This window comes from Sphingomonas sp. BAUL-RG-20F-R05-02, from assembly GCF_022662305.1.
Lineage (GTDB): Bacteria > Pseudomonadota > Alphaproteobacteria > Sphingomonadales > Sphingomonadaceae > Sphingomonas.
Window position 1 is genome coordinate 191,526 of record NZ_JAKNQH010000004.1, and the last position, 22,030, is coordinate 213,555.

The 22,030-nt window shown below is 63.8% G+C and carries 34 protein-coding genes; 25 read left to right on the top strand and 9 right to left on the bottom strand.

The genetic code is table 11. The features are described 5' to 3' along the window. Positions 1-7: 7 nt before the first annotated feature. The 8 genes from L8F97_RS11045 to L8F97_RS11080 all read right to left on the bottom strand — a co-directional run bounded on the left by L8F97_RS11045 (position 8) and on the right by L8F97_RS11080 (position 4,432). On the bottom strand, positions 8-1,594 hold the full coding sequence (locus tag L8F97_RS11045) for a recombinase family protein (RefSeq protein WP_242149532.1): 1,587 nt from the start codon (positions 1,592-1,594) through the stop codon (positions 8-10). Next, the gene (locus tag L8F97_RS11050) at positions 1,566-1,748 is read right to left on the bottom strand and encodes a hypothetical protein (protein ID WP_242149534.1); all 183 of its coding nucleotides are present in this window, start codon (positions 1,746-1,748) and stop codon (positions 1,566-1,568) included. The genes L8F97_RS11045 and L8F97_RS11050 overlap by 29 nt, the downstream gene beginning before the upstream one ends. Beyond that, a complete protein-coding gene (locus L8F97_RS11055; protein WP_242149537.1) occupies positions 1,745-2,107 on the bottom strand; it encodes a hypothetical protein in 363 nt (120 codons plus the stop codon). The genes L8F97_RS11050 and L8F97_RS11055 overlap by 4 nt, the downstream gene beginning before the upstream one ends. A 29-nt stretch (positions 2,108-2,136) precedes the next feature. Further along, positions 2,137-2,646, bottom strand: a complete 510-nt coding sequence (locus L8F97_RS11060) for a hypothetical protein (RefSeq protein ID WP_242149538.1) — start codon at positions 2,644-2,646, stop codon at positions 2,137-2,139. After that, positions 2,619-3,008, bottom strand: coding sequence for a hypothetical protein (locus L8F97_RS11065; protein WP_242149541.1), 390 nt, complete (start codon positions 3,006-3,008; stop codon positions 2,619-2,621). Before L8F97_RS11065 ends, L8F97_RS11060 begins: the two co-directional genes overlap by 28 nt. After that, positions 3,005-3,376: a hypothetical protein gene (locus L8F97_RS11070; protein ID WP_242149544.1), complete on the bottom strand. Its 372-nt coding sequence runs from the start codon at positions 3,374-3,376 to the stop codon at positions 3,005-3,007. The genes L8F97_RS11065 and L8F97_RS11070 overlap by 4 nt, the downstream gene beginning before the upstream one ends. Next, positions 3,373-3,537, bottom strand: a complete 165-nt coding sequence (locus tag L8F97_RS11075) for a hypothetical protein (protein ID WP_242149546.1) — start codon at positions 3,535-3,537, stop codon at positions 3,373-3,375. The genes L8F97_RS11070 and L8F97_RS11075 overlap by 4 nt, the downstream gene beginning before the upstream one ends. A gap of 76 nt (positions 3,538-3,613) precedes the next feature. After that, positions 3,614-4,432: a S24 family peptidase gene (locus tag L8F97_RS11080; protein WP_242149549.1), complete on the bottom strand. Its 819-nt coding sequence runs from the start codon at positions 4,430-4,432 to the stop codon at positions 3,614-3,616. On the opposite strand from L8F97_RS11080, the gene L8F97_RS11085 reads away from it, so the two are divergent. The 7 genes from L8F97_RS11085 to L8F97_RS11115 all read left to right on the top strand — a co-directional run bounded on the left by L8F97_RS11085 (position 4,431) and on the right by L8F97_RS11115 (position 6,888). After that, entirely contained in the window at positions 4,431-4,766 is a 336-nt protein-coding gene (locus tag L8F97_RS11085; protein WP_242149552.1) for a hypothetical protein, read from the top strand. The two genes, L8F97_RS11080 and L8F97_RS11085, sit on opposite strands and share 2 nt — an antisense overlap. Next, positions 4,759-5,184, top strand: coding sequence for a hypothetical protein (locus tag L8F97_RS11090; protein WP_242149555.1), 426 nt, complete (start codon positions 4,759-4,761; stop codon positions 5,182-5,184). Before L8F97_RS11085 ends, L8F97_RS11090 begins: the two co-directional genes overlap by 8 nt. Next, the gene (locus tag L8F97_RS11095; protein ID WP_242149557.1) at positions 5,184-5,498 is read left to right on the top strand and encodes a hypothetical protein; all 315 of its coding nucleotides are present in this window, start codon (positions 5,184-5,186) and stop codon (positions 5,496-5,498) included. The genes L8F97_RS11090 and L8F97_RS11095 overlap by 1 nt, the downstream gene beginning before the upstream one ends. Before the next feature lie 142 nt (positions 5,499-5,640). Further along, a complete protein-coding gene (locus L8F97_RS11100) occupies positions 5,641-6,147 on the top strand; it encodes a hypothetical protein (RefSeq protein WP_242149560.1) in 507 nt (168 codons plus the stop codon). Further along, positions 6,147-6,353 (top strand): hypothetical protein, encoded by a 207-nt coding sequence (locus L8F97_RS11105; RefSeq protein ID WP_242149563.1) that lies wholly within the window; start codon positions 6,147-6,149, stop codon positions 6,351-6,353. The genes L8F97_RS11100 and L8F97_RS11105 overlap by 1 nt, the downstream gene beginning before the upstream one ends. Further along, positions 6,346-6,576, top strand: coding sequence for a conjugal transfer protein TraR (locus L8F97_RS11110; protein ID WP_242149566.1), 231 nt, complete (start codon positions 6,346-6,348; stop codon positions 6,574-6,576). Before L8F97_RS11105 ends, L8F97_RS11110 begins: the two co-directional genes overlap by 8 nt. Beyond that, positions 6,577-6,888: a hypothetical protein gene (locus L8F97_RS11115; protein WP_242149570.1), complete on the top strand. Its 312-nt coding sequence runs from the start codon at positions 6,577-6,579 to the stop codon at positions 6,886-6,888. Between the two features lie 47 nt (positions 6,889-6,935). Here the strand turns inward: L8F97_RS11115 and L8F97_RS11120 are convergent, their stop codons facing one another. Continuing rightward, complete coding sequence (locus L8F97_RS11120; protein WP_242149574.1) at positions 6,936-7,121, bottom strand: hypothetical protein; 186 nt, start codon at positions 7,119-7,121, stop codon at positions 6,936-6,938. Between the two features lie 129 nt (positions 7,122-7,250). On the opposite strand from L8F97_RS11120, the gene L8F97_RS11125 reads away from it, so the two are divergent. The 18 genes from L8F97_RS11125 to L8F97_RS11210 all read left to right on the top strand — a co-directional run bounded on the left by L8F97_RS11125 (position 7,251) and on the right by L8F97_RS11210 (position 22,020). After that, positions 7,251-10,169: a phage/plasmid primase, P4 family gene (locus tag L8F97_RS11125; protein ID WP_242150149.1), complete on the top strand. Its 2,919-nt coding sequence runs from the start codon at positions 7,251-7,253 to the stop codon at positions 10,167-10,169. 254 nt (positions 10,170-10,423) lie between these two features. Next, positions 10,424-10,882 carry a hypothetical protein gene (locus L8F97_RS11130; protein WP_242149578.1) on the top strand — a complete coding sequence of 153 codons (459 nt, stop codon included), beginning with the start codon at positions 10,424-10,426 and terminating at the stop codon, positions 10,880-10,882. A gap of 220 nt (positions 10,883-11,102) precedes the next feature. Then, positions 11,103-11,480, top strand: coding sequence for a hypothetical protein (locus L8F97_RS11135; RefSeq protein WP_242149580.1), 378 nt, complete (start codon positions 11,103-11,105; stop codon positions 11,478-11,480). A 113-nt stretch (positions 11,481-11,593) separates the two neighbouring features. Then, positions 11,594-12,217 carry a P27 family phage terminase small subunit gene (locus L8F97_RS11140; protein WP_242149583.1) on the top strand — a complete coding sequence of 208 codons (624 nt, stop codon included), beginning with the start codon at positions 11,594-11,596 and terminating at the stop codon, positions 12,215-12,217. A 1-nt stretch (position 12,218) separates the two neighbouring features. Beyond that, the gene (locus L8F97_RS11145) at positions 12,219-13,961 is read left to right on the top strand and encodes a terminase large subunit (RefSeq protein ID WP_242149586.1); all 1,743 of its coding nucleotides are present in this window, start codon (positions 12,219-12,221) and stop codon (positions 13,959-13,961) included. Positions 13,962-13,963: 2 nt separating this feature from the next. After that, the gene (locus L8F97_RS11150; protein ID WP_242149589.1) at positions 13,964-15,286 is read left to right on the top strand and encodes a phage portal protein; all 1,323 of its coding nucleotides are present in this window, start codon (positions 13,964-13,966) and stop codon (positions 15,284-15,286) included. Next, the gene (locus L8F97_RS11155; RefSeq protein WP_242149591.1) at positions 15,283-16,185 is read left to right on the top strand and encodes a S49 family peptidase; all 903 of its coding nucleotides are present in this window, start codon (positions 15,283-15,285) and stop codon (positions 16,183-16,185) included. Before L8F97_RS11150 ends, L8F97_RS11155 begins: the two co-directional genes overlap by 4 nt. 107 nt (positions 16,186-16,292) lie before the next feature. After that, complete coding sequence (locus L8F97_RS11160) at positions 16,293-17,693, top strand: phage major capsid protein (protein ID WP_242149593.1); 1,401 nt, start codon at positions 16,293-16,295, stop codon at positions 17,691-17,693. Positions 17,694-17,757: 64 nt separating this feature from the next. Next, a complete protein-coding gene (locus tag L8F97_RS11165) occupies positions 17,758-18,180 on the top strand; it encodes a hypothetical protein (protein ID WP_242149596.1) in 423 nt (140 codons plus the stop codon). A gap of 71 nt (positions 18,181-18,251) precedes the next feature. Next, on the top strand, positions 18,252-18,848 hold the full coding sequence (locus L8F97_RS11170) for a hypothetical protein (RefSeq protein WP_242149599.1): 597 nt from the start codon (positions 18,252-18,254) through the stop codon (positions 18,846-18,848). 3 nt (positions 18,849-18,851) lie between these two features. Next, positions 18,852-19,421, top strand: coding sequence for a head-tail connector protein (locus tag L8F97_RS11175; protein WP_242149602.1), 570 nt, complete (start codon positions 18,852-18,854; stop codon positions 19,419-19,421). A gap of 10 nt (positions 19,422-19,431) precedes the next feature. Beyond that, the gene (locus tag L8F97_RS11180) at positions 19,432-19,776 is read left to right on the top strand and encodes a phage head closure protein (protein WP_242149604.1); all 345 of its coding nucleotides are present in this window, start codon (positions 19,432-19,434) and stop codon (positions 19,774-19,776) included. After that, positions 19,776-20,288, top strand: a complete 513-nt coding sequence (locus L8F97_RS11185) for a hypothetical protein (RefSeq protein WP_242149607.1) — start codon at positions 19,776-19,778, stop codon at positions 20,286-20,288. Before L8F97_RS11180 ends, L8F97_RS11185 begins: the two co-directional genes overlap by 1 nt. After that, positions 20,281-20,670 (top strand): hypothetical protein, encoded by a 390-nt coding sequence (locus L8F97_RS11190; RefSeq protein WP_242149610.1) that lies wholly within the window; start codon positions 20,281-20,283, stop codon positions 20,668-20,670. Before L8F97_RS11185 ends, L8F97_RS11190 begins: the two co-directional genes overlap by 8 nt. A gap of 68 nt (positions 20,671-20,738) precedes the next feature. Beyond that, on the top strand, positions 20,739-21,164 hold the full coding sequence (locus L8F97_RS11195) for a hypothetical protein (protein WP_242149613.1): 426 nt from the start codon (positions 20,739-20,741) through the stop codon (positions 21,162-21,164). 12 nt (positions 21,165-21,176) lie between these two features. Continuing rightward, entirely contained in the window at positions 21,177-21,455 is a 279-nt protein-coding gene (locus L8F97_RS11200) for a hypothetical protein (protein ID WP_242149615.1), read from the top strand. Then, entirely contained in the window at positions 21,455-21,898 is a 444-nt protein-coding gene (locus tag L8F97_RS11205) for a GTA-gp10 family protein (RefSeq protein WP_242149618.1), read from the top strand. Before L8F97_RS11200 ends, L8F97_RS11205 begins: the two co-directional genes overlap by 1 nt. Next, the gene (locus tag L8F97_RS11210) at positions 21,898-22,020 is read left to right on the top strand and encodes a phage tail assembly chaperone (protein WP_242149621.1); all 123 of its coding nucleotides are present in this window, start codon (positions 21,898-21,900) and stop codon (positions 22,018-22,020) included. The genes L8F97_RS11205 and L8F97_RS11210 overlap by 1 nt, the downstream gene beginning before the upstream one ends. The last annotated feature ends 10 nt before the right edge of the window (positions 22,021-22,030 follow it).

Consider the following 22,030-nt stretch of genomic DNA (forward strand, 5'->3'; position numbering starts at 1 on the left):
TCGTTCGTTACCCCGCATTGCGCAGCTTCCCTAATTCAACGGGCGCGCCGTTGGCAAGATCAAGCATCTGCTCGATCTTGCCCTGCACGAGCAGGTCTACGCCCCGGCCGGTCGGATTGGGCGTGACGATGATTTTGCCAATGAGCGCGCGGAGGCGCGGCACTGCATCGTCCTGCGCTTCTGGCTGGCTAAGCGCGAGTTCCAGCCCCTCGATCTGGCGGCGGTAGTCTTCGGCAAGGGCAGGGTGCAGCGCGACGACAGGAAGCGCCTCGATCGTGGCAAGCGCCTGCTCGACCTCGTCGCGCTCGGCGCGTGCCTGCGCTAGCGCGTCACGGATCTCGGCGAACGCTCCTTCAGCGATCGCCGCGACGAACCTGTCGATCTTCCGTTTCACACGGGTCAATCGTCGATCGAGATCCGCACGGCTCGTGGCGCCTTCAGCAGCGCGCAGAGCGAATTGGCGGTGACGCTCGCGCACGTAGGCGGTGACGAGATCTGGATCGAGCAGCTGCGCCTTCAGCTGCGCCAAGGCGCGAGTTTCGTATTGCGCTTGCGAAATCGTGCGGGTGTTGGAACAGCCCGCGCCGTCGTGATTACGGCCGCATCCCCACTGCACCGCACGTAGCTTGATCCAACCGCCACCACACAGCGCGCAGCTGCCAAGGCCGGAAAGCAGGTAGCGCGCACGACGATACTGCTCCGGCCGGCGTTGCGCTCCTTCTGCTAGAACCCCTTGAACGGCAGCGAATACGTCGGCGTCGACGATGCGCAGCTGCTCGGCCGGCTGGATCGTCCAGCTTTCGGGCGGGTTTGGTCGGATGATCGCTCGACGTGTGATCGGGTGCTGCACCTTCGACGTGCGCCCGACCACCATTTCGCCATTGTAAAGTCGATTGCGCAGGATTCCATTACCGCGCTTCGCGTCGCCGTGAATGACACTGGCACGCCATCCGTCGCCGCGTGGGCCGGGTATGTCCTCTTTATTCAACCGTTCTGCTATAGCCTTGGCGCTGGCGCCGGCTTGTGTCTCAGCGAAGATGCGGCGGACGATCGCCGCCTGATCCTCGTCGATCTTGCGCAACCCTCGGATCACCTGTCCGCGATCGTCGATCCGGTTATCGTGCGTGTAGCCGTAGGCAATTCCGGCCGGGGCGCGGCCCTCGCGCACGATCTCGCGCTGTCCGCGCCGGATGTGATGCGCGATATCCTTCCGCGCCTGCGCGTCGACGAAGCCAGTGATAAGGCCGCGAATGTCGTCGACCTCGCCGACCGATAGCGTGAACAGTCGAGCGCCTGCGAACTCAAGCCTGCGCCTGATGATGATGGCGTCGGCTTGATCGCGCGCGATGCGGCTGGTCGAGTCGGCGAGTACCTGATCGATGCCGCCCGCCTCCACGCGCGCGAGCATGGCGGCGATACCGGGTCGCTGGCTTTCGGTGATGCCGGCGCCGCCACTCGTCTCGTAATCCATAAAGACGTCGACGACGGTCCAGCCCTCGCGCTCGGCGCGGGTACGGCAATCCGATACCTGGGCGTCGATCGAGCGGGCGTTCTGCCGATCGGAGCTATATCGGGCGTAGATCAGGGTGCGCATGGGTCTCGCTGTCGCGGCCGCGCTGACGGGCGATCGCGGCCTCATAGTCGCGGTTCGCGTCGGCGCGTGCAAGCGCCTTGACGAACTCGATCAGTTCCTCAGACGGCGGGGTGCGCGTCGGGGTAGGCTGAGCCTTGATACGATCGTGCTTCACAGCGGATCGTACCCAAGGTCGATACGGTGTATCATGTAGTCGGCCCATTCCATTCGGCCGGCTTCGCGATCCTCGTCGCGGTAGCGCTGGATTAGCGTGGCTTGATAGCTCGACGCCTTCTTGCCAGCATCTCGGCGCTCAGGCGTGCCGCGCGTGCCATTGCGCGTGATGCGGGCGACGATCGCCAGCGGCGTCAGAACGCGGCCGCGCGCGGTCGCCCGGTTGTTCCACTCGTTCTTGTGCGCGGGGCAGCAAAAAAGCTGGTTAGCGACCTTCGGTTCAAAGCCTTTACGGCACTCAGGGCATTCGCGAATGGGCCAGCCCCCCGCGTTCTGTCCGGGAAGGCGGTTGTGGCCCATCTGAGAGCCGCCGTGTAACACGGGGGCTGTCACGCGCGCCTCTGTGCGCGCTGCTGACTGCGCTCAAACCGCGCGTAGTCCTGCGCGATCCATATGTGAGAGAGGCTTTGCGGGGCGATTGGCTGAAGGTGCCACCACAGCGCCTCGGCGATCGCCGCATCTGCGCGGGCATCCGGGTGGCTAGGGTCTGCGGCGAGCGCAGCCTGCTTCCACTTGCGAAGCGCCTGCATTTCGACACGCAGCTCGTCGAGCGAGGCGCCGAGATCCTCGGAACAATCAAGCTCGGCCGGCAGCGCCTGAAAATCGAGCACACGGTTCCATAGCGTCACCAGTGCGCCAGCGATGCGCGCCCGCGTCTTCACCTGTTCTTCGGTGAGCCGGCCATGTTCGAGCGACACCGGATCTTGCGCCTGACGATCGAAAAGGATGCGCTCGGCGAGGCGGTGACAGCCTTCCCAATCGTCGCGACGGGCAGGGTACGGTCGCACATCGCTGGCGAAGGTACGCATTGTCAGTTCGCCGCCTGCGAGCGCGACCAAACATGCTCCGCGTTTGCCCGATAAAGACGCTTGAAGAATTGAGACCTGTAGCCAAGCCGTTCAAGCTCACGCGCAAGCGCTGCGTCGGAGTCCTTCCATTCGAGGATCTTTCGAGCCTCTTCGATGACGAACTGCGCCGGAAGGTTTACAAAGCGAAGTCGCGGATGATCGACCGGGCGTCCGTTGATAAGCGCGAGCAGCAGCGCGGCAATCTGCTCGGCCTTCTCGTTGGAGCATTCGCCGTTGTAATCGACAACGCAAACGTCGCGATTATCGGCATCTACGATTGTGCCGGGATAGGCTGGATCGGCGCGTAGCGGCAACGTGATCCCTAGCGCGGCGAGGGTTTCCGCTACGCTCATTGCAGCGTGCTTCCTGTGCTGCGGTTCGGGAACGTGACGCGACGGGCAAACGGGATAAAGCTCGGTCGTTCCGGAACCTGAATGTCCTCGTGATCGCTGGCAGACAGGTGCGTGGAGAACGCCCAGCAATCGGCCTGCTGTACCTGCTCGTCGGTCCAGCCCGCGACATCAGCCGGCATGACGTTCGTACCGGCCACGAGCATCATACGTGCGAACGTGGCGCGATTGTCTCGCTTCCACGTGTGGAGAGGGCGCATCACGCCATCCGCAATCACGTAGTCAGCTGGTCGGCTTTCTGTCGGCGGGGTGGTGCTGAGTGCCTGCGCCATGATCGCCGCGGCTTCGGCGATGTTGAAAAAGCCGCTCATAGCGGCAGCGCGCCGGACGCGATCGCGATGCCGACCGTGACGCAAAAGCCCAACAGACCGGCGAACGCAAAGATCTCGTGCTTGATTGTCTCGTCGTGGTCGCTGGGGTGCGGATCACGGACGGGAGGGGCAAAAACGTTGTCGTTTGAGTGTATGCGCATTGAAGCCTCCGCTTGTTGCGGAGTGCGGCATACTACGGCATATATGCCGCGTCAATCCAAGTGCGGCAAATATGCCTTAGAAGCTTAGAACGTCGTCCCACGGGATGATCGGGTGGACGTGTTTCACGCGTTCAGCCGGTAGCTCGAACTCAACAGCTGGGTTGAACTGTCGGAGCACGATGAAGCCGGGCCGGTATCGAACAAGCTGCTTGATTAGGACTGCCGTCACCGCTTCTCCGTCATCGATAGGGGATCGCAGTTGCACCACAACATCTTCGCCTAGGCGTGCCGCTCTCTTGCCATTGACCAGCTGGCGCCGGCCGGAGTCGAACCTTGGCTCCATCGAGTGCCCCTGAACGGTCACAACGTAATACTCGTCTTTGCCCGCGATCGCGATCGGACGTGCCATATGATCTGTAGGTTCTCCCAAATTGACTTCGACCTGCTCGATTGCGATCGGGTCGCCACTGAGAGAGGTAAGCTCTAAATCTGCCGCTAAAGCCGTGCCGAACACCGGCAAGTTTTTCGGAAGTCGGCGATCGGTGATAGCGGACAGGCCGGGGTTCGCCGGGCTGTCGTTGTCGACCGATGCGCCATCTTCGCTGCCAAGCAACCACTCGGCCGTGGTTCCTAAGGTGGCGGCAAGGCGCTCTAGCCTTTCGGCGCTCGGCATTGCATTTCGCGTCCGAATATAACGGATAGCATCTGGCTTGCCGGTCGCATCGATCGAAGCTTCACGCTCCGTGAGGTTGCGCTCTAGCAGCTTCGCCGCAAGCCGGTCGCGAAGGATATCAAGTTTCGGTTTCACGCGGCGTTTATGCCGCAAAGCGACAGGTTCGTCGTGCGGCAGATATGCCGTTGACGGTGCGGCATGTATGCCGTAATCGTGCGGCATGAGCACAAGCTATGAAACCGCGCTGCTAGAACTGGCAGACGCTTACCAAGCCGAGGTAGATACCCTCGGAGGTAAGTCGCTGGCGCGCGTTGCGACGATCGTCGTCAATCGCGGTTCCTTCTTTGAGCGTCTTCGTGACGGTGGCGGCTGCTCCGCACGCAACCTTGACCGCTTTGCGGACTGGTTTCGCGACGCCGCAAACTGGCCGTGCCCCATACCGAGCAACGCGCGTGCTGCGCTCGCCAGCGTCGGGCGTCCGGTGATTTGTTCGTCTGTCGAAAAGCTCGTTCATGTCGCTACCGATACGGTATCGGAGGCGCGAGATCATGGCTGATGATCGCCAATTTGCGCGAGAAGTCGCGGCGCGTCAGATCGCGATGTTCAACAAGTTCGTTGGACCCGGTCTGCACAAGACGAACAAGGCGCTGGCTGAAGCGTCGAAGATCCCGGACGCTACGCTTCGCGGTTACGCCAACGGCGTTGCGATGCCGATCTCCGCTCTACTCGCGCTTACGCCGCACCTGCCACGTGCGGCGATCAACATGCTGACAGAGCCGGGTGGTCTTCAGCTTATCGACGTTGAGCGCAAGTCGACCAACTGGAACGCCTGCGGTGCGGCCGCATCGGTGCTGACCTTCGAGATCTTCGAGGCAACCGCTGACGGCATAATTGATCACCGCGAAGAGGCGCGCCTCTTCGATCACGCGCGCAATCTTACCGCACAACTCAACCACATAGCAGAGGTACGCTGATGAACTCGAAACTGTGTCTGCCGGGCGCGCCCGCCAACGAAGGCGCGCATCGCCTTGCGTGGTTGCTTACCGATCACAAGGCCGACGCTCGCAAACAGCTGAACGAGCGCGGCGTGAATGATCTCGCGCTTGATCGGATCGTTCGGGGTGAGATCCTGCCGGGCATGGATATCGGCCGCGCGATTTTCTTCGTGTCAAATCACGCGATCGCGGCTTGGCATTGGAACACGCCTGCGGCCGGCAGCTGGTTTGATCGTCCGACCGACTGGCCGGAGTTCGGGTCGCCGGCCGCTTTTGAGCGCCGTGCAGCCTGATTGTGGTGGGGGCGGGGTGTTCTTCTCAGATCATGCGCGGGGTTTCCCCCCTTGCTTCGCGCATGCCGACAGGGCGGCGGAGCATTATGCTTCCCCCCGGCGACTTCGCCGCCCTGTCGGATTGGCGCGGCGGGCGTTGGGCGTGATGCAAGTCGATCGGCAAGACGTTGAACTCGGCCTTACGCTGTCATGTAGCGCGGCCGAGTTGCAGGCTTGGGCGCGCGCGTCGCGTCCCGGCGATCGCATCCGGTATGCGGTTGGAGCTGTTCCGCCGCGCGACGAACCAGTTTGGCCCATCGTCACGCGGATGCGCGAGCTTGGCCTCGTGCGCCTGCACAATCCGCGCAGCGACGACAAACGCAGCTATGATTTCATTGCCGTTCGGATCTCGGGGCCGATCGCCGTGACCAACGCGTCACCGGACGATCGGCTCTTCGCCGAGATCGAGCGGCTTGCGGAAGCGGGCGAGGCGATGCCGACAGATCCCGCTCTTGCGAAGCGCTGCGGGTTCGAGAGCGCGAACACGGTGAGCTACCGGCTTCGCAAGCTCCGGCTGGCTGGTCGGTTGGTGGTCGTTGCCCGTGGAGTCGGTGAGCCGCGCATCGCGACGATCGTCGCTACTGGCAAAACCACGGGTGGGGCGGCGTGATGGCTGAACGTAAACGCCACCCTGATCCGCAAGGCGAGATCAACGCAATTTGGGCGCGCTGCAAGGGCCGCCCCATGCCGGACGCTGAAAGGGAGCGGCTGCGGCAACTAGATCTGCTCATCAGCCAGCGGAAGACCCGTTTACATCGACAGATCAAAGCCGCCGAAGCCAAGGTCGCGCGGCTGAAGGGGCAGCTGCATGCCTGACCTACTCGACTTGGCTCAACAGATCGAGGCCGAGCACCTCGCGCGCGCAATCAAAGCCGCCTGCGCCCCGGTTGCTGAGGGCGAGCCGGGCGACTGCTCGGCCTGCGGTGATCACTCGCTGCGCCTCGTGCGCGGCCGGTGCGCCTTCTGCCGCGACGGCAGGCGCCGTCCACCTCCCGTTCTGTTTGGCCGTGCGCCCGAAGTAAACGAAGAGGATGTTTGAATGGACGATGCACCTGAACTGCTCGCAAGCGACGATAACCGAACACGCATCATGGAACTCGTCAATGCGATCCAGTTGCTTACGTTCGAGCATTTCCCTGATCCGGTAGAAAACCTTTCCTTTGGTATGGCGGCAGGGATGATCTTCGCCGGGTCGCAATACGGTAACTCCGTCGCGGCCGGCATGGAGAGCGGGCAGCGTAACCGAACGCGCGCAGTCCTCAAGATGATGGAGCGCAACTTCAAGAGCGGCATCGATCTCGCACTGAAGCGCGCGACGCGCGTTATGAGAGAAACGGGCCGGCAGCAATGAGCTTGTGTCCGGTCCCAAGGTGCGGAGGCAAGCGAGCAGCGTGGCAGTCATTCTGCCACGCATGCTGGTGCCGCCTGCCTGTTGATTTTCGAGCGACGATCGCCGCCGCGAAAGCTCGACGAGCGCCGCACCTGATAGCGCGGGCTGAGATCGCGGCGAACGCTTGGCTGGTTGCGCATCCCGTCGCGTCGGAAGTTGAGAGGCTGCTCGGCGAGCAGGAAACGCCTCGGCATCCACCGCCCTGAGTTCGGTACGCGATCGGCAGCGGCGCGCGCTGCTCCGCTGGCGGGTCGGAGACGACAAAACCCGCCACCATTTTCCGGGGGATCGTTCAAGTGTCTGTTGCCACGATGCTGTCGCCTATGGGGCAGGCAGCACTCCAATACGCGCGTCGAGGCTGGGCGGTGTTTCCGTGCCGCGAGCGGGACGGCGAGCCGTACATCGATCGTGCGACGGGCAAAGAGAAGCAGTCGCGGGCGAAGCAGCCCTACATAGGCAATGGGTTGAAGGACGCTACCACAGACGAACAACGTATCGTCGCATGGTGGAAGCGTTACCCTGAGGCGATGATCGGCATCCCGCAGGGGGTGAACGGCATGTTTGTCATCGACTTCGACCCTCGGCCGGTCGAGGTCTTCAACGAAGAAACCGGCGAAGTCGTCCTGGATGATGACGGCAACCCGATGATGCGTCTCTGTACGCTCGAAGAGTTGAAGGCCGATCTTGAGACACAGATGGGGTGCGAGTTTCCGCGCTCGGTGACCGGCATGACGCCCTCGAACGGCGTTCACGTCTATTTCCGCCAGCCCGAGGGCGATCCGATCCGTAATCGTGGCAACCTGCCTGAGCACATCGATGTGCGCGGGAAGGGCGGTTACACGATCGTTGCGCCGAGCAGCTGCATCGAAGCCGAGAATAGCTCAACAGGTGAATACCGGTGGCTGCGCGATCGGGGCGATTGGCGGGACGATCGCGCCTTCGCCGAAGCGCCAGCCGCGCTAATCGAGATTCTGCGTTCGCGCGGCAAGCCGGCCGTGTCATACGAACGGCCGGCGCCAGCGGGATCGGCATCCGGCGACCATGTTCCCGGCGTCAGGAAAATGGTGGAACCCGGCGACGACGTGCGCAAGTACGCGCTGGCGGCGCTCGACGGTGAGTGCAAGGCGATCCGCTCCGCGCCGAGCGGCCGGCGCAATCCGCAGCTGAACGAAAGCGCGTTCAAGATCGCCTCGCTGGTCGCGGCCGGCGCGATCGACGCGACGATCGCACGCGTCTCGCTTGAAAGCGCTGCCCGCGACAATCCCGGCCGCGATGATGACGGGCAGCTGCTCGCCACGATCAACAGCGGCTGGACAGCCGGAGAAGCAAGTCCTCGCGATCTCGGAGAGATCGCGGCCGCTGCTCGTACCCGCCGCGATCGCCAGTCCCAGCGCCGGGACGGCGCATCCTCCCGCGACTCTGCCCCCCGCCCCGGATTGACTGAGGATGGCAAGCCAAGCTCCCATGCGGGAGGGGTAGGCTCCAATGAGGGCGAAAAGGGGCGCGGGGGGCGTTCTGCGGCGCAGCTGACGCAGGAATGCGCGCAGCTGCCCCAAACGGACCTCGGCAACCTCGAACGATTCCTGAAGCGGTTCGGCCGGGATTTCCTCTACGTCGAGGCGTGGGGCTGGCTGGCGTGGGACGGCAAACGCTGGAACCGCGACATGGCGCTCGCGCTGCTCGGCCGCGCCGTGCAGCAAACGACGCGACTCATTCAGGAAGAGGCGGCGCTGATCAAAGCGAGCGGCGTGCCGTTCCCGCCCGATGGCGGCTTCCCCGTCGACGACAGCGAGCGCGACGATGACGACGACATGTATGCGAACAGCAAAAGCGGACAAGCCGAGCGCAAGCGCAAAACCGTGTCGTGGTTGATACAGCGCCAAGTTGCCCGGCAAAGCGACAATACCGGCGAACGGCTCGACTTCATCGCGCAGGTAAAGAGCAACGGCGATATCGTGCTGTTCTCCGATCGCATTGGCGCATGGGGCCGCACGTCTGAGAGCGCCGGGCACATCAACTGCATCGCGGGGCTGGCGCAGGCCCGGCTCGCTGCCCGCACTGAAGATTTTGACGTTGATCCGATGATGCTGAACGTCGCGAACGGCACGATCGTGTTCGCGCGAGGCGATGATGGCGCAACCGTCGAGTTACGCCACCATCGCCGCCGTGATCGCATGACTAAGATCGGGGCTGTCGAATATCATCCTGACGCGGCCTGTCCGAAGTTCGACGCCTTCCTCGAAGAGGTCCAGCCGGACCCGGAGATGCGGCAATTCCTAGACGTGTGGTCCGGCTATGGCTCCCTCGGTTTAGCCGATGCTCAAAAGATGGCGGTGTTCTACGGCCAAGGCTCCAACGGCAAAGGCGTTTGGGTCAATACGATCGCGTATATCCTTGGCGACTATGCTTGGGCCGCTGCGATTGAGTCATTCATCGATCAGGGCAAGTATCGGAAAGGCTCGGACGCGTCGCCGGATCTGGCAGCGATGGCCGGCCGACGCTTCGTCTACGCGAACGAACCTGAGGAAGGCTCGAAGTTCTCGGACGGTCTCATCAAGTCGATGACGAGCGACGAGCCGATGAGTGTGCGCGAACTGCTCAAGCCACCTTTCCAGCTTATGATCGGTTTCAACAATACCGTCTCGGCGAACCATCGGCCGAAGATTGGCACCGACCACGGCATACAACGTCGTGTTGAAATCGTGCCTTGGGACGTGATCGTGCCGGACAGCCGGGCTGATCCTTTGCTCAAGTCGAAGCTAAAGGCGGAAGCAAGCGGCATTCTCAATCGGATGGTGCGGGGCGCGCTGGCGTACCTTACGACGGGCCTGCCGAGGCCGCAGGCCGTGGTCGAGGCAACCCAAGCCTATCAGGCCGAGAACGACATCCTCGGCCAGTTCATCGAACAGTGCGTGCATCGCATTGCGGGCGAGGCGGTCGGTTCGTCCGCGCTCCACGAGGTCTTCGCGGCTTGGCAGCAATGGGCGCAGCAGCTGCCGGCGTCGGGCAAGCCGTGGTCGCCTAAGTACCTCTCCGCGCAGATGGAGAAGAAGGGCTTCAAAAAGCGCAAGTCGTCCTCGATCTATTGGGATGACATCGCCCTTCAATTCGATCGCCACGACTTCGTTGACGAAGGGGGCCGCGCGGTCACCCGCGATCTGCCCTCGCCGCGCTACGGCTCTGGTCCGCAAGGCCGAAAACCTCCCGTTCCCCCCGGTGAGGCTGACGATGTGGTCTTCTAACCATCCTCCCTCACTCCCGTTCGCGGGAGGATCGCAAAGCAACGGGAAGCGCGGTTTTCTGCGGGTTAGGGAGGGTGCGGGAGCATGGGAGCCAAATCAGGACCGTTCCACCTAGCACATGTGCGCGCAGGCGCGGGCGCGAGATAACCCGCACACTCACTCCCAACGTCCCAAAAGGTATCTAAATGACTGATAATACTAATCTCTATCCTCCCATTGATGCTCCCAAACTTGGGAGCGTTGAAGATCCACGCTTGTTGCATAAGCGCGGCTTGTTCCTTTCGTTCGAGGATCTGCAAGAGCGGCTGGTCGAGGCAATGCGGATCTGCTGGCGCCATCCTGATCGGGAGCGCGGTTGGCAGTTCGTGCGGTCGGCTTGGCCGGAGGCAATGCAAGAGCCTGAGGATTATAACGCGCGCGTGGCGATCGAGGATTATGAGCCGATCCGCACGGCCGCACTCACCCGCGCTGACGTGGGCGCGATGGAAGAGGCGTTCGGCTGGCTCGATCATGTGAAGCCTGCGGATCGCAAGCTGATCGGCGTGGCAGTCACGGCGCTGGCGCGGGGTGATACGCGGGTGCCTTGGGGTGAACTGACCGGGCCGGATGGGTCACTGAGTGGTTCGGCTGACTATGCTCGCATCCGGTACGGTCGCGCAATGTCACGGCTCTGTGATCGCCTTAACCGTGGCGCAGTCGTGCGGCGCGCATGAGGAATGGCGGAAATCCGCACCCGTGGTTGTCAAGCGTCCGTGGGCCGTGGGGTTGAAATATCGTTGTTCGTTTACGGACCTTTTTCGGGCTATCTCTGTGTACGTTGGGGCGTAGCGTGATTGCGCTGCTCTTCCGCATCCTCCCTTTGAGCCTTGACGAGGGCGACGCGGCTTCGGTCACGTCGCCCTCGTCGCTTTGTGGTGACATACGATGCCACGGATGCCCGCTGTCTTTCGCCCACGTTCGCAGGGCGACCGGCAGGCCGTCCAGCGCGAGCAGGATCGGGCGCGCGGGAGTGCAGCCGAGCGCGGCTATGACAGCCGATGGCGCAAGGCGTCACGTTCGCACCTCACCCGCTCGCCGCTGTGTCGGTATTGCGAGGTCGATGCTTGGGGCGAGGGCAGGGCGGTGACTGCCGCTACGCTGGTCGATCACCTGTTCCCGCATCGCAGCGACACGGTGCTGTTCTGGTCAACCGAGTGGTGGGTGAGCAGCTGCAAGGCTTGCCACGATGGGCCGAAGCAAGCCGTCGAGCGGGCGGGCGGTCGCGGCCTCGATCGGCTCGCGGATCTGCTCGGTCTGCCGCCTCGATCATGAAGGGGTGGGGGGGGGGGTGTCAAAAGTTCAAAACCGGGTCGCCGGAGACCGGTGGTCAATGACGTGTTTTTCGGCGCAGAATTTCCCGGAATGTTTTTTATTGGAGGTCAGATATGCGCGGACGGAAGCCTGCCGCACCCGGCCTTCAAGAGGCGAAGGGCAATCCGGGCCGGCGCAAGTCGGCCGTTCAGAAAAGGCTCGACGAAGCGGAGCGGGTTGCGGCTTTGCTCGCGCACGCGCCGGCCGGCAGTGATCCGCTCGCGCCCCCGGCCATCATTGAGGAAGGTTCGGCCGCAGCCGTCGCCGTCTGGCGTGATCTCGCGCCGCGCCTGCGCACCACGCACCGGCTAGAGCCGATGCATCGCCCGATGTTCGCGCTCTTTTGCGTGTACTTCGCTGAGTGGGTGGTCGCGAATGAGGACGTGAACCGCAACGGCCACACGCAACGCGTGAAGACCGTCGCGGGCGGCATGATGGAACGCACGCGGCCGATCGTCGCGATCCGGGACAAAGCGTTCGATCAGGTGATCAAGCTGTCCGAGCGGTTCGGTCTGACGCCATCGGACGAATATTCGCTGTTCCGCGATCAGGCCGTGGCCGCGTCGCAGAACCCCGGCCTGTTCGATCTGCCGTCCGCTGCGCGTGCCGAGCAGTCGCCCGAGACGCCCGAGGCTCCTACCTCGCTGGTCGGCATCCTCGGCCAGATGGATACGAAGCCACCGCTTCGCCCGAACTGATATGGCCTATCAGACGGGCGGCTTTGATGCCGATCTGCCCGCCTGGCTAACCCGCCACGCGGATGAGCCGATCTATGAGTGGGCGCGCCTCGCGTGGGATCGTGCGTCGGCGGTGCCGGGCGTATGGTTCGACCATGCCAAGGCAGACGGCGTTGTGGATCTGTGGCCGAAGGTCTTTCGGCTCACGGAAGACCGCTTCGCAGGCAAGCCGTTCCGGCTCGTGCCTTGGCAGGAAATCATCGTCCGCCTGTTAGTCGGGTGGAAGGTTCCGATCGAACTGCTCGATGCCGACACGGGCCAGCCGATCGAAGAACATGTGCGCCTGTTCCGGCGCCTGATGCTGTGGGTGCCGCGTAAGAACGGCAAGTCCGAGTTTCTCTCCGCGCTGTCGCTGCTGTTCTGGGCGCTCGACGCGGTTGTAGGCGGGCAGGGGTTCGTGTTCGCCCGCGACGAGAAGCAGGCCTTTACGATCTTCAACAAGATGAAGGCTATGATCGCGCAGGCGCCGGAGCTTGCGCGCGAGTGTCAGCCGCACAAGAAATCGATCTACCTAAAGCCGAGCGCCTCGCTGTTCGAGGTGGTGACCGGCTCCGAAGAGGGCAAGCACGGCAAGTCGCCGACCGTGATCGCGGGCGACGAAATGCACGAGTGGCGCAGCCGCACGGTGGAAAGCACCCTGCGGCAGGGCACGGGCGCCCGACTGCAACCGATCGAACTGTACGCATCGACGGCCGGCCTGAAGACGAACCCGACCGGCGTCGAGCTATGGGACGAAAGCCTCGCGATCCTCGAAGGGCGAGTGTCCGACGCGACGACGCTTGTTGTTGTGTTTGCAGCGCCGGAAGATGCCGCATGGGATGATGAGGCGGTTTGGGCGGTCGCAAACCCGTCGCTCGGGCTATCGCCAACCGTCCCGTTCCTGCGGCGCGAGGCGGCGATCGCGAAGGACAACCCGCGCGCGCAGGCGCACTTCAAGTGCTATCATCTCAATCAGTGGATCGATGTCGTCGTTCGCTGGCTGAACATGAAGTATTTCGATGCCTGCGCGGCCGATAAGAACGGCTGGCGCACGGTCTGGCAGCGGATGAAGGGCCGGCGCTGCTATGCAGCTGTCGACGTATCCTCAACCGTCGACGTGACGGCGCTCGTGTTGCTCTTCGAGCCGGAGGGCGACGAGACAGCTTGGACGGTTGTTCCGTGCTTTTGGGTGCCAGAAGAGACGCTGGCCGAGCGCGTGCGCAATGATCGCGTGCCCTATGACAAGTGGTTCGCCGCCGAGGCGATCGAGACGACGCCGGGTAACTTCGTCGATCAAAACTACGTGCGGCGCCGGCTGCTCGACGCGTTCGAGCAGTTCGAGGTGTTGGGCGTCGGTTACGATCCGTGGAACGCGATGAAGCTGGTCGCGGATCTTCAGGCAGATGGGATCGACCCGGAGATGATGATGGCTGTCCGGCAGGGCATCCAGTCGCTCGGCGAGCCAACCAAGGCGTTCGAGCGCATGATCTATGCTGGCAAGCTCGATCACGGCGGTCACCCGGTCCTGCGCTGGATGGCAAAGAACGCCGTCGTGCGCTTCGACGAAAACCTGAACTATGCGCCCGCTAAGAAGCGGTCGGCTGAGAAGATCGATGGCATCGTTGCTGCGGTCATGTGTCTGGCGGTTGCGACCGCTGCGGATGAGGAAACCGAGTCCGTCTATGAGGGGCGCGGGTTGCTCGAAATCGATCTTGAAGAGGCCTGATTATGGGGTGGTGGCAGAATATCGGCGCCGCCATGTTCGGGCCGTCGACATCGTTTGGCGACATCGGCAGTCCGGCAACGGATCGTCAGGGCGGCTGGCTGCGGTGGATTGGTGGGACCACCGACAGCGGTGTGGACGTGAACCACTATTCCGCGATCACCCTCCCGGCCGTTTATGCCTGCATCAACCGTGTCGCCAATCCGATCGCGCACTTCCCGCTGTCGATCCGCCAGAAGACGGCCAACGGCAGCGTCGAGGTGACCGAGCACCCGATGTCGCAGCGGCTTGGCGTCCGTCCGAACGACTTCATGTCGTCGCGGACGCTGCGCAAGACGAGCATGGGCCACGCGCTACTCTGGGGTAACGCCTATCAGGAGATCGAGCGCAACGGCAACGGCGAGGCGATCGCCCTGTGGCCGCTGATGCCGAACGAAACCAAGCCGGCTCGCGAAGGCAACGGCTTGGTGTACCGCACGACAGTCGGCGGGCAGGCGTTCAAGCTCGATCAGGGCGACGTGCTGCACGTGATGGATCAGAGCCGCGACGGCTATGTCGGGCTTAGCCAAGTCGCCTTGTTCCGGCAGGCGATCGGCATGGGCCTCGCAATGGAGAAGTTCGGGGCGAAGTTCTTCGGGAACGACGCCAAATCGGGCGGCTTCCTGATGCATCCGGGCAAGCTGAGCAGCAACGCGCAAGGCAATCTGCGCGGTGCGCGAAACGGGGACGGGCAGAACAAGGCGGCAGCGGACAACCCGGCCGCGCCGCTGGAACGGCAAGGTGGCCTCGACAACGCGCACCGCGTCAAGGTGCTCGAAGAGGGGATGAAGTTCATCCAAACCATGATCCCGCCCGAGGATGCGCAGTTCCTCGGCAGTCGCGAGTTCCAGATCGCCGAAGTCGCGCGGATCTTCGATGTCCCGCTCGTGCTGTTGCAGAGCCACGAGAAATCAACGTCCTGGGGTACAGGCGTCGAGCAGCTGATGATCGGCTTCGTTCAACAGACGATCGGCCCTTGGGTCGACGCTTGGGAACAGGAGATGAACTGGAAGCTATTCACCGAAGCCGAGCGGGCGAAGGGTCTATACGTCAAGTTTAACATGAACGCGTTGCTGCGCGGCGACATGGCTGCTCGCGCCGCCTTCTACAAAGGCATGTTCGAGCTTGGCATGACGGTAAACCAAGTTCTCGGCCTTGAAGATCTGGCTGGCATCGGCGCCGATGGCGATGTCAGCTTCGTGTCGAACAACGTCCAGCCGATCGGCCGGGCTATCAACCCGCCTGCGCCGCCTCCGCGCGTCGCGGCGCAGCCGGAGCTACCGGAATGAAGTATCCCTACATTCTCGCCGCGTTCGCCTCGGAGATCTGGGCGATGGAGGAAACCAAGCTGCTCGCGATCGTCGATCTGCTCGCCATGCAGGCCGAGGGGATCAAGTTCAGCGCTGAAGAGATCGAGGCGAAGATCTCGCCGCAAACGGCCGCAGCTGTAGCGCGTCGCGAAGGCTCTGTGGCTGTCGTTCCGCTGCGCGGCGTGATCTCGCCCCGTGCAAGCATGGTCGCGAACAGTTCCACAGGCGGCGGTGCGACGGCGGAAGGCTTCGCCAGCCTGATTGATCAGATGGCGGACGATGACACGGTAAAGGCGATCGTCGTCGACGCGGACACGCCGGGCGGCAACGTCCTGAACGTCGACGAAGCCGCTGCCTCGGTCGCGGCCGCGAAGGAACGCAAGCCGGTTATTGTGCAGGTGACCGGCAATCTCGCCAGCGCCGGCTACTGGATCGGCTCGTCGGCCAGCGAGATCGTCATGTCGCCGAGCTCAGCCGCTGGCGCGATCGGCGTGCGCACCGCCTATGACGACGTGACAGAGGCGCTGGCGAAGCAGGGCGTGTCGCGCGAGATCATCGCTGCCGGCAAGTTCAAGGGTGAAGGGCTGATCGGGCCGCTCTCCGACGATACACGCGCTTACATGCAGGGCCGGATCGACGACTATTACGGCATGTTCGTCGACCGTGTTGCAGCCGGCCGCGATGTCGCCGCCTCAAAGGTGCGTGACGGCTTCGGCCAAGGTCGCATGCTCGGCGCCAAGGCGTCGGTTGCGGAAGGCCTCGCCGATCGGGTCGGCACCATGAAAGAGACGCTGGCGCGCTTCGGTGTCGGCGCCGCGCCGCAGGGACGTGGCACGCCCGAACGCGATCGCCGCAAGCGGGCGCTCGCGCTGATCTAATCCCGCCCTCGCGGCGATCCTTATTCCCTGTCCGTGCGCCGGCACGGGCAGCGGCTCAACGTGTCCGGCACTTATCCACCACAAGGCCTGCGGGCCGGGAGAAACTCATGCAGAAGACGATCCTTCTGGCCGCAGTGTCGCGCGCGGCCCTCGGTCCCATGTCCGCCACGGAGCGGAAGCGCGGGCGCTATATGCGCGATGGCAACGGGCATCCTGCCCGGCCGGTGACAGTGCAGGCGCTCCGCGACCGTCGCGCGACCGCGATCGCGTCGATGCAGGCGCTGATCGCCACGGCCGAGGGCGAAGATCGCGACCTGTCGGCGGAAGAGCAGGGCCAGTTCGACACGTTGCAGGCTGAGAGCACGTCGCTCGGCCTGCGCATCGATCGCGCGGCAGGCCTTGCGGAAACCGCCGCAGGCCTTGCGGCAAGCACTGGATCGGTTGCACGCGGCAACCTTGCGGTGCGCGGGCCGGAGGCAAACAAGGAGTTCGAGAGCCTCGGCCAGTTTATGTCGGCCGTGCGCTTCAACCCGAACGATCAGCGGCTGAATTGGGTCGAGGGCGCCGAGACGGATGGCGGCGAGATCAGCGCCGAAATGCGCATGGATAACGCACCTTCGGGCGGCTTCATGGTGCCGAATGAGTTTCGCTCGACGATCATGAGCGTGCAGCCGCAGGATGCGCTTGTGCGTCCGCGCGCGACCGTGATCGAGCCGGGTACGGCACCCGATGCCGGCGTCAGCATGCCGGCGCTCGATCAGGGCGGGTCGACGAACAACATGTTCGGCGGAATGCAGTTCAGCTGGATCGGCGAAGGCGATCTGAAGCCGGAAACCGACGCCAAGCTGCGCGAAATCGCCCTGACGCCGCACGAGATTGCCGGCTTCGTCACGGTCACCGACAAGCTGCTGCGCAATTGGCCGGCCGCTGGTTCTTTCCTCGAAAACCTGATGCGCGGCGGTGTCGCAGCGGCTGAGGATTACTCATTCCTTCGCGGCGACGGCAGAAACAAGCCGATGGGCGCGATGTATTCGAGCGCCGCGAAGTACATCAATCGCAAGCTCGCCGGCCAGATCACCTATGAGGATCTCGTCGGGATGGTCGGCGTCCTGCTGATGCGCGGCAACACGTCGCCGGTTTGGTCGATGTCGCAGGGTGTGCTCCCGCAGCTGCTTCTCCTGAAGGATGGCGCCGGCCGGCCGATCTGGCAGGATAACGCGCGCGACGGCTTCGCCGGCACGCTACTCGGCTATCCGGTGCGCTGGAACAACCGGGCGCCCGTGCCCGGCCAGAAGGGCGATGTCTTCCTCGCTGATTGGTCGCAGTACCTGATCAAGGATGGCTCCGGGCCATTCGTCGCGGCGTCGGAGCACGTCCTGTTCACCCGCAACAAGACGGTGATCAAGATCTTCTGGAACGTCGACGGCATGCCGTGGCTCTCGTCGCCGATCAAGGAAGAGAACGGCTACGAAGTGTCGCCGTTCGTCGGCCTCGACGTGCCGGCCTGATCGTAGCGGGCGGCGTCGAAAGCGCCGCCCCGCCTTTCTCTACTCACATTCGGGAAGCTAACCGATGCGCGATATCGTCAATTTGATCACCCCGGTTGTGGCAATCGCCCCGACCGTCATTACCGACAACACGGCACTCGTCGGCAACATCATCGACACCAACGGGTATGAAGGGGTCGCCTTCCTCTTCAACCTCGGCGTGCTGGCCGCTACGTCCGCGACCTTCGCGGTAACCGCCGAGCATGGCGATGCTGCCGATCTGTCGGATGCCGTCGCCGTCCCGAACTCGAACCTGCCGGGCACGCTGGCGCTGGCGAGCTTCGATCAGTCGGCCAAGAACAAGACGCGCAAGCTCGGCTACACTGGCGCCAAGCGCTACGTTCGTATCCGGGTCACGCCGGCCGGCAATAACGCGGCCGCGCCAATCTCCGCGATGGCGTTGCTCGCGTATCCGCGCTTCCGGCCTACGGCGAACCCGCCCGCCTGATCGCCGCCACCAGCACGAACGACCTGATGTGGCGGGGCTTCGGTCTCGCCACCAACTGAGGATGTCCCGTCATGAAGTCTTACCTCGTCACGGCCGAAATGGTCGATGCCACTACCGAAGTTCGTTACCTGCCGGGCGACACGTTCATCCCGGCGTCCGAGAAGCAGCGTGTGCGCCTGACGGACGCCGGTTGCCTCGGCGAAGAGCCGGTGGACATCATCGCGCTCTACGCGGACGTGTCCCTTGACGCGCTGAGCCGCGCCCAGCTCGAAACGCTGATGTTCGAGATCGCTCGCCAGCAGATCACGGAAGCGAGCGACGAGCAGCTGCGCGACAGCATCACGCGCGTTCGCGAGCGCCCGACTGCCGAAGAACTGTTCTCGAACTCCGTTGCCGACGTGTCGGATGCGCTGGCGCAGCAGGATGATGCTCTGCGGCAGAGCGCCGAAGGTGCGGCGCCGGTCACGGGGAATGCGGACAATGCGACGGCGGGCACTCCGCCCGCGCCTGACCTCGCCAAGCCGGTCGAAGATGGCCTTGACGGTCAAACGGTCGAGCAGCTGAAGGTGATTGCGGCCGATGAGACGGTCGACCTGACCGGCAAGACGCTGAAGGGCGACATCATCGCGGCGATCCGCGAGACTCGTATCTCCAAGGCGGGCGCCTGATCGATGCGTGTCGTTGTCATCACGCCGCCAGAGCCGGTGATCACGCGCGAACAGGCGAAAGCACACCTGAACGTCGACCATGATGACGACGACACACTGATCGATATCTACGTTGCCGCAGCGACCGGGCAGATCGACGGGCCGGACGGCTGGCTCGGTCGCTCGCTGGGGCGGCAGACGCTGGAAGCCCGTTTCGATACGATCGCAACAGATTGGTGTGATCTTCCGCTCCCATGCGCCCCGGTCGCTGAGTTGGTCTCGATCAGTTGGACCGGGGCCGATCATCAGCCGCGCGTTGCGGATCTCACAACCATCGATTTGATCGGCAACTCTATTTGCGTCAGCGGCCTTGCACCTTGGAACGATGTGAGGGTTGGTCGCGAGGTGCTGAAGGTGCGCTATGTCGCCGGCTATGAGACGTTGCCGGCCGCGATCGTCGCCGCGATCCTGCTCATGGTCGGCGACCTCTACCGCTTTCGGGAAACTGCCAGCGATCAGGGCGTCACGCCGATCGCGATCCCGATGTCGACGACGGTGACGAACCTGCTCACCCCGTTTCGCCTCTACGGCTGAAGGAACTGACATGAGCATCGCCGCTGGACGCCTGCGAGAGCGCGTGACGATCCAAGAGCCGAACGTCGTCGACAACGGCCGGGGCGGTCGCAAGACGCCCGAGGGCGAAAGCAAGTGGCGCGACGTGTCGACGAACGTCCGCGCCGAGATCATCCCCCTGCGCGGTGATGAGGCGCTGAGTTTGGGCGTGCAGCGCGCAACGCAGCTGTACCGCGTGACGATCCGCAAGCGGCGCGGGATCACACCCGCGAACCGGCTGCTGTGGGGAGAGATCGCGCTCGATATCCGGGCGGCACCGCCTTCGACCGACGGGATCTCGATCGTCATGACATGCGAAAGCGGGAAGGCTGGCTAATGGCGACCCCTAAAGTACGCGGGCTGGCGCGGTTCCGCAGGCTGTTGCGCCGGGTGCCGGACGCGGTTCGCGGCGAACTACTCGTCGAACTGCGCGTAACCGGGCGACAAATCGCCCAGGCGATGCGGGCAAAGGCGCCGAGCAAGTCCGGCGCGCTTCGCGCCGGGATCGATGAGAAGGTGCTGCCGACCTCGCTGCGGTTGCAGATTGGGTTGCTTGGCACCCGGCGCGGCCGGGCGAGCCTCTTCTATGGCCGCATACAGGATCTCGGCCGGCGCGAGCAGGTAGTGACGGTGCAGCGTCGTCGCCGCGTCGCTGGTCGGCTTCGTACCGCGCACGGCCGCAAGCGGTCTGAGGATATCGCGAGCACGTACCTGATGAGGGTCCGCGCAATGGCGCCGAAGCGCTTCATCACCGGGCGGTTCCCGGATCTACGGGCCACCCTGAACAGAAACCTGCGCGGGATCTTGACCCGCACCCTTGGACAGATTGCCGGAGGTAGTGATGAGTAAAGCGAAGTCCTTCGTCGAAAAGGCCACCTTCGATGCGCTGAGTGAGGCGATCACGGGTGCGACCGTCTGGCAGGATGCGCCGGAGAACGCGCCGGGCGATGTCGTGATCATCGGCGACATGAAGAGCTTCGGCTTGGGCGCGAAGGGCAATACGGACGATCGCCGCGTCTCGATCAGCATCGTGACGATCGTGGAGGCCGAAGAACGCGCCCCGCTGCTCGCGCTGCAAGAGCAGATCGAAACTGCGCTCGATGGCGCTGAGATCGAGGTCAACGGCTGGACGCTCGCCTTCGGGTTCGAGGATGATGATGCCGTGTTGAGCGAGGATGGCGCCACGTACACCGGCATCACCAGTTTCGGCGTGCAGGTGTTTGCACCCTAAGTATTCCGCAAGTTTAACCACCCCGCCGCGCCTCGCCAGCGCGGCTTTTTCGTATGGGAGAAGCAACGATGGCGAAGAAGCTCGCGAATAATTATCGACTGTTCTTGCAGTCATCCACGGTTGGAACGTTCAACCAGCCGGCCGGGCAGGGCAATCTCACCCGCGACGGCGGGAAGAACTTCTCGTCGAACGCGACGAAGGATCAGGAAGGCGTTGACACACAGCAGCCGGGCCTGCGCACGATCACGCTGAAGCAGGATCTTGTGCCGGATCTGCCCGACGCGAACGGCTACACGCGCATGGAGACGCTTCATCAGTCCGACGCGACCGAAGTGTATCAGATCCGCAAGAAGCCGTTCAGCACCGCTGACGTGGTGTTCGAGTGCCTGATGTACACCAGCCTCGACAATGCATCGTTCAACCAAGGCGAGAGCGTGAAGGTCGGGGTTAGCCTCGTCCCGGCCGCGCAGCCAACCGTCGACGCCCTCGGTTAAGGAGTAACCAAGTTGATCAAGATCAATGGTCACGATCTGAAGACGAGCAAGCCTTCGGATCTCGACGCCAGCCTGATCGAGGCGACCGGCTGCTCTTCGGCGGAAGTCGAGAAGCTACTTGGCAGCGGCCCGGATCGGGCAGCACGCGCCTTGCGTCCGTTCCTCGCGGACGACGTTCTGCCGGGCGGTGATCTGGCGGCAGCGATCGCGGCCGACAGCGGCGCGCTCGATCAGATCCGCACGCTCTATGCGCCCGCTCCCGCGAGCGAGCCAAAGAAGGGTGACGCGTAATGGCGGACGTTGCAGATGCGCCGGCTGGACCGGTGGTCGGCGATCGCGGCGAACTGGCCTTGCTGCTCGATGGAGCGCAGCTGGGCCTCCGGCCGACGTTCGAGGCGATTGATGCGATCGAAGCCTCGACCGGGCAGGGACTGATCGATCTCGCGCGCATGGCGCTCGCCGGCAAGATGTCGCTGAGCGTCACGTCCCAGATCGCGGCCGAGTGCATTCGTGCATGGGGCCGTGAGACGGGCGACAAGGGCGCTGCGGGCGCCAATGCGCGCCGCATCGCCAATCTGATCCTCGACAGCGAAGGCGGCTTCCACGCCGCGTTGCAGACGGTTGCGGCGATGCTCTCGCTTGCCACGACCGGCGGTTACAACTCGTCGGGGGAAATGAAGCCGTCGACGACGATGACGACGACGACGACGGAGAAAGCCCCCGTCGACGGCTGATGGGTGTCGCGGCCGCTGCGCTGGGGTGGCGGCCGCGCGAGTTCTGGGCGAGCACCCCTTCGGAGTTCTGGGCGGCAATCCGCGCCTATGAGCGGATGCATTGCGTGCCGGAGGGCACGTAGGAACGCGGCG

What these genes read in the sequence shown, in the direction of transcription:
- L8F97_RS11045 (WP_242149532.1), bottom strand. Translation starts at nt 1,594, where the DNA reads ATGCGCACCCTGATCTACGCCCGATATAGCTCCGATCGGCAGAACGCC.
- L8F97_RS11055 (WP_242149537.1), bottom strand. Translation starts at nt 2,107, where the DNA reads ATGGGCCACAACCGCCTTCCCGGACAGAACGCGGGGGGCTGGCCCATT.
- L8F97_RS11065 (WP_242149541.1), bottom strand. Translation starts at nt 3,008, where the DNA reads ATGAGCGTAGCGGAAACCCTCGCCGCGCTAGGGATCACGTTGCCGCTA.
- L8F97_RS11070 (WP_242149544.1), bottom strand. Translation starts at nt 3,376, where the DNA reads ATGAGCGGCTTTTTCAACATCGCCGAAGCCGCGGCGATCATGGCGCAG.
- L8F97_RS11075 (WP_242149546.1), bottom strand. Translation starts at nt 3,537, where the DNA reads ATGCGCATACACTCAAACGACAACGTTTTTGCCCCTCCCGTCCGTGAT.
- L8F97_RS11085 (WP_242149552.1), top strand. Translation starts at nt 4,431, where the DNA reads ATGAGCACAAGCTATGAAACCGCGCTGCTAGAACTGGCAGACGCTTAC.
- L8F97_RS11080 (WP_242149549.1), bottom strand. Translation starts at nt 4,432, where the DNA reads ATGCCGCACGATTACGGCATACATGCCGCACCGTCAACGGCATATCTG.
- L8F97_RS11090 (WP_242149555.1), top strand. Translation starts at nt 4,759, where the DNA reads ATGGCTGATGATCGCCAATTTGCGCGAGAAGTCGCGGCGCGTCAGATC.
- L8F97_RS11095 (WP_242149557.1), top strand. Translation starts at nt 5,184, where the DNA reads ATGAACTCGAAACTGTGTCTGCCGGGCGCGCCCGCCAACGAAGGCGCG.
- L8F97_RS11105 (WP_242149563.1), top strand. Translation starts at nt 6,147, where the DNA reads ATGGCTGAACGTAAACGCCACCCTGATCCGCAAGGCGAGATCAACGCA.
- L8F97_RS11110 (WP_242149566.1), top strand. Translation starts at nt 6,346, where the DNA reads ATGCCTGACCTACTCGACTTGGCTCAACAGATCGAGGCCGAGCACCTC.
- L8F97_RS11115 (WP_242149570.1), top strand. Translation starts at nt 6,577, where the DNA reads ATGGACGATGCACCTGAACTGCTCGCAAGCGACGATAACCGAACACGC.
- L8F97_RS11120 (WP_242149574.1), bottom strand. Translation starts at nt 7,121, where the DNA reads ATGCCGAGGCGTTTCCTGCTCGCCGAGCAGCCTCTCAACTTCCGACGC.
- L8F97_RS11125 (WP_242150149.1), top strand. Translation starts at nt 7,251, where the DNA reads ATGGGGCAGGCAGCACTCCAATACGCGCGTCGAGGCTGGGCGGTGTTT.
- L8F97_RS11135 (WP_242149580.1), top strand. Translation starts at nt 11,103, where the DNA reads ATGCCCGCTGTCTTTCGCCCACGTTCGCAGGGCGACCGGCAGGCCGTC.
- L8F97_RS11140 (WP_242149583.1), top strand. Translation starts at nt 11,594, where the DNA reads ATGCGCGGACGGAAGCCTGCCGCACCCGGCCTTCAAGAGGCGAAGGGC.
- L8F97_RS11145 (WP_242149586.1), top strand. Translation starts at nt 12,219, where the DNA reads ATGGCCTATCAGACGGGCGGCTTTGATGCCGATCTGCCCGCCTGGCTA.
- L8F97_RS11150 (WP_242149589.1), top strand. Translation starts at nt 13,964, where the DNA reads ATGGGGTGGTGGCAGAATATCGGCGCCGCCATGTTCGGGCCGTCGACA.
- L8F97_RS11155 (WP_242149591.1), top strand. Translation starts at nt 15,283, where the DNA reads ATGAAGTATCCCTACATTCTCGCCGCGTTCGCCTCGGAGATCTGGGCG.
- L8F97_RS11160 (WP_242149593.1), top strand. Translation starts at nt 16,293, where the DNA reads ATGCAGAAGACGATCCTTCTGGCCGCAGTGTCGCGCGCGGCCCTCGGT.
- L8F97_RS11165 (WP_242149596.1), top strand. Translation starts at nt 17,758, where the DNA reads ATGCGCGATATCGTCAATTTGATCACCCCGGTTGTGGCAATCGCCCCG.
- L8F97_RS11170 (WP_242149599.1), top strand. Translation starts at nt 18,252, where the DNA reads ATGAAGTCTTACCTCGTCACGGCCGAAATGGTCGATGCCACTACCGAA.
- L8F97_RS11175 (WP_242149602.1), top strand. Translation starts at nt 18,852, where the DNA reads ATGCGTGTCGTTGTCATCACGCCGCCAGAGCCGGTGATCACGCGCGAA.
- L8F97_RS11180 (WP_242149604.1), top strand. Translation starts at nt 19,432, where the DNA reads ATGAGCATCGCCGCTGGACGCCTGCGAGAGCGCGTGACGATCCAAGAG.
- L8F97_RS11185 (WP_242149607.1), top strand. Translation starts at nt 19,776, where the DNA reads ATGGCGACCCCTAAAGTACGCGGGCTGGCGCGGTTCCGCAGGCTGTTG.
- L8F97_RS11190 (WP_242149610.1), top strand. Translation starts at nt 20,281, where the DNA reads ATGAGTAAAGCGAAGTCCTTCGTCGAAAAGGCCACCTTCGATGCGCTG.
- L8F97_RS11195 (WP_242149613.1), top strand. Translation starts at nt 20,739, where the DNA reads ATGGCGAAGAAGCTCGCGAATAATTATCGACTGTTCTTGCAGTCATCC.
- L8F97_RS11205 (WP_242149618.1), top strand. Translation starts at nt 21,455, where the DNA reads ATGGCGGACGTTGCAGATGCGCCGGCTGGACCGGTGGTCGGCGATCGC.
- L8F97_RS11210 (WP_242149621.1), top strand. Translation starts at nt 21,898, where the DNA reads ATGGGTGTCGCGGCCGCTGCGCTGGGGTGGCGGCCGCGCGAGTTCTGG.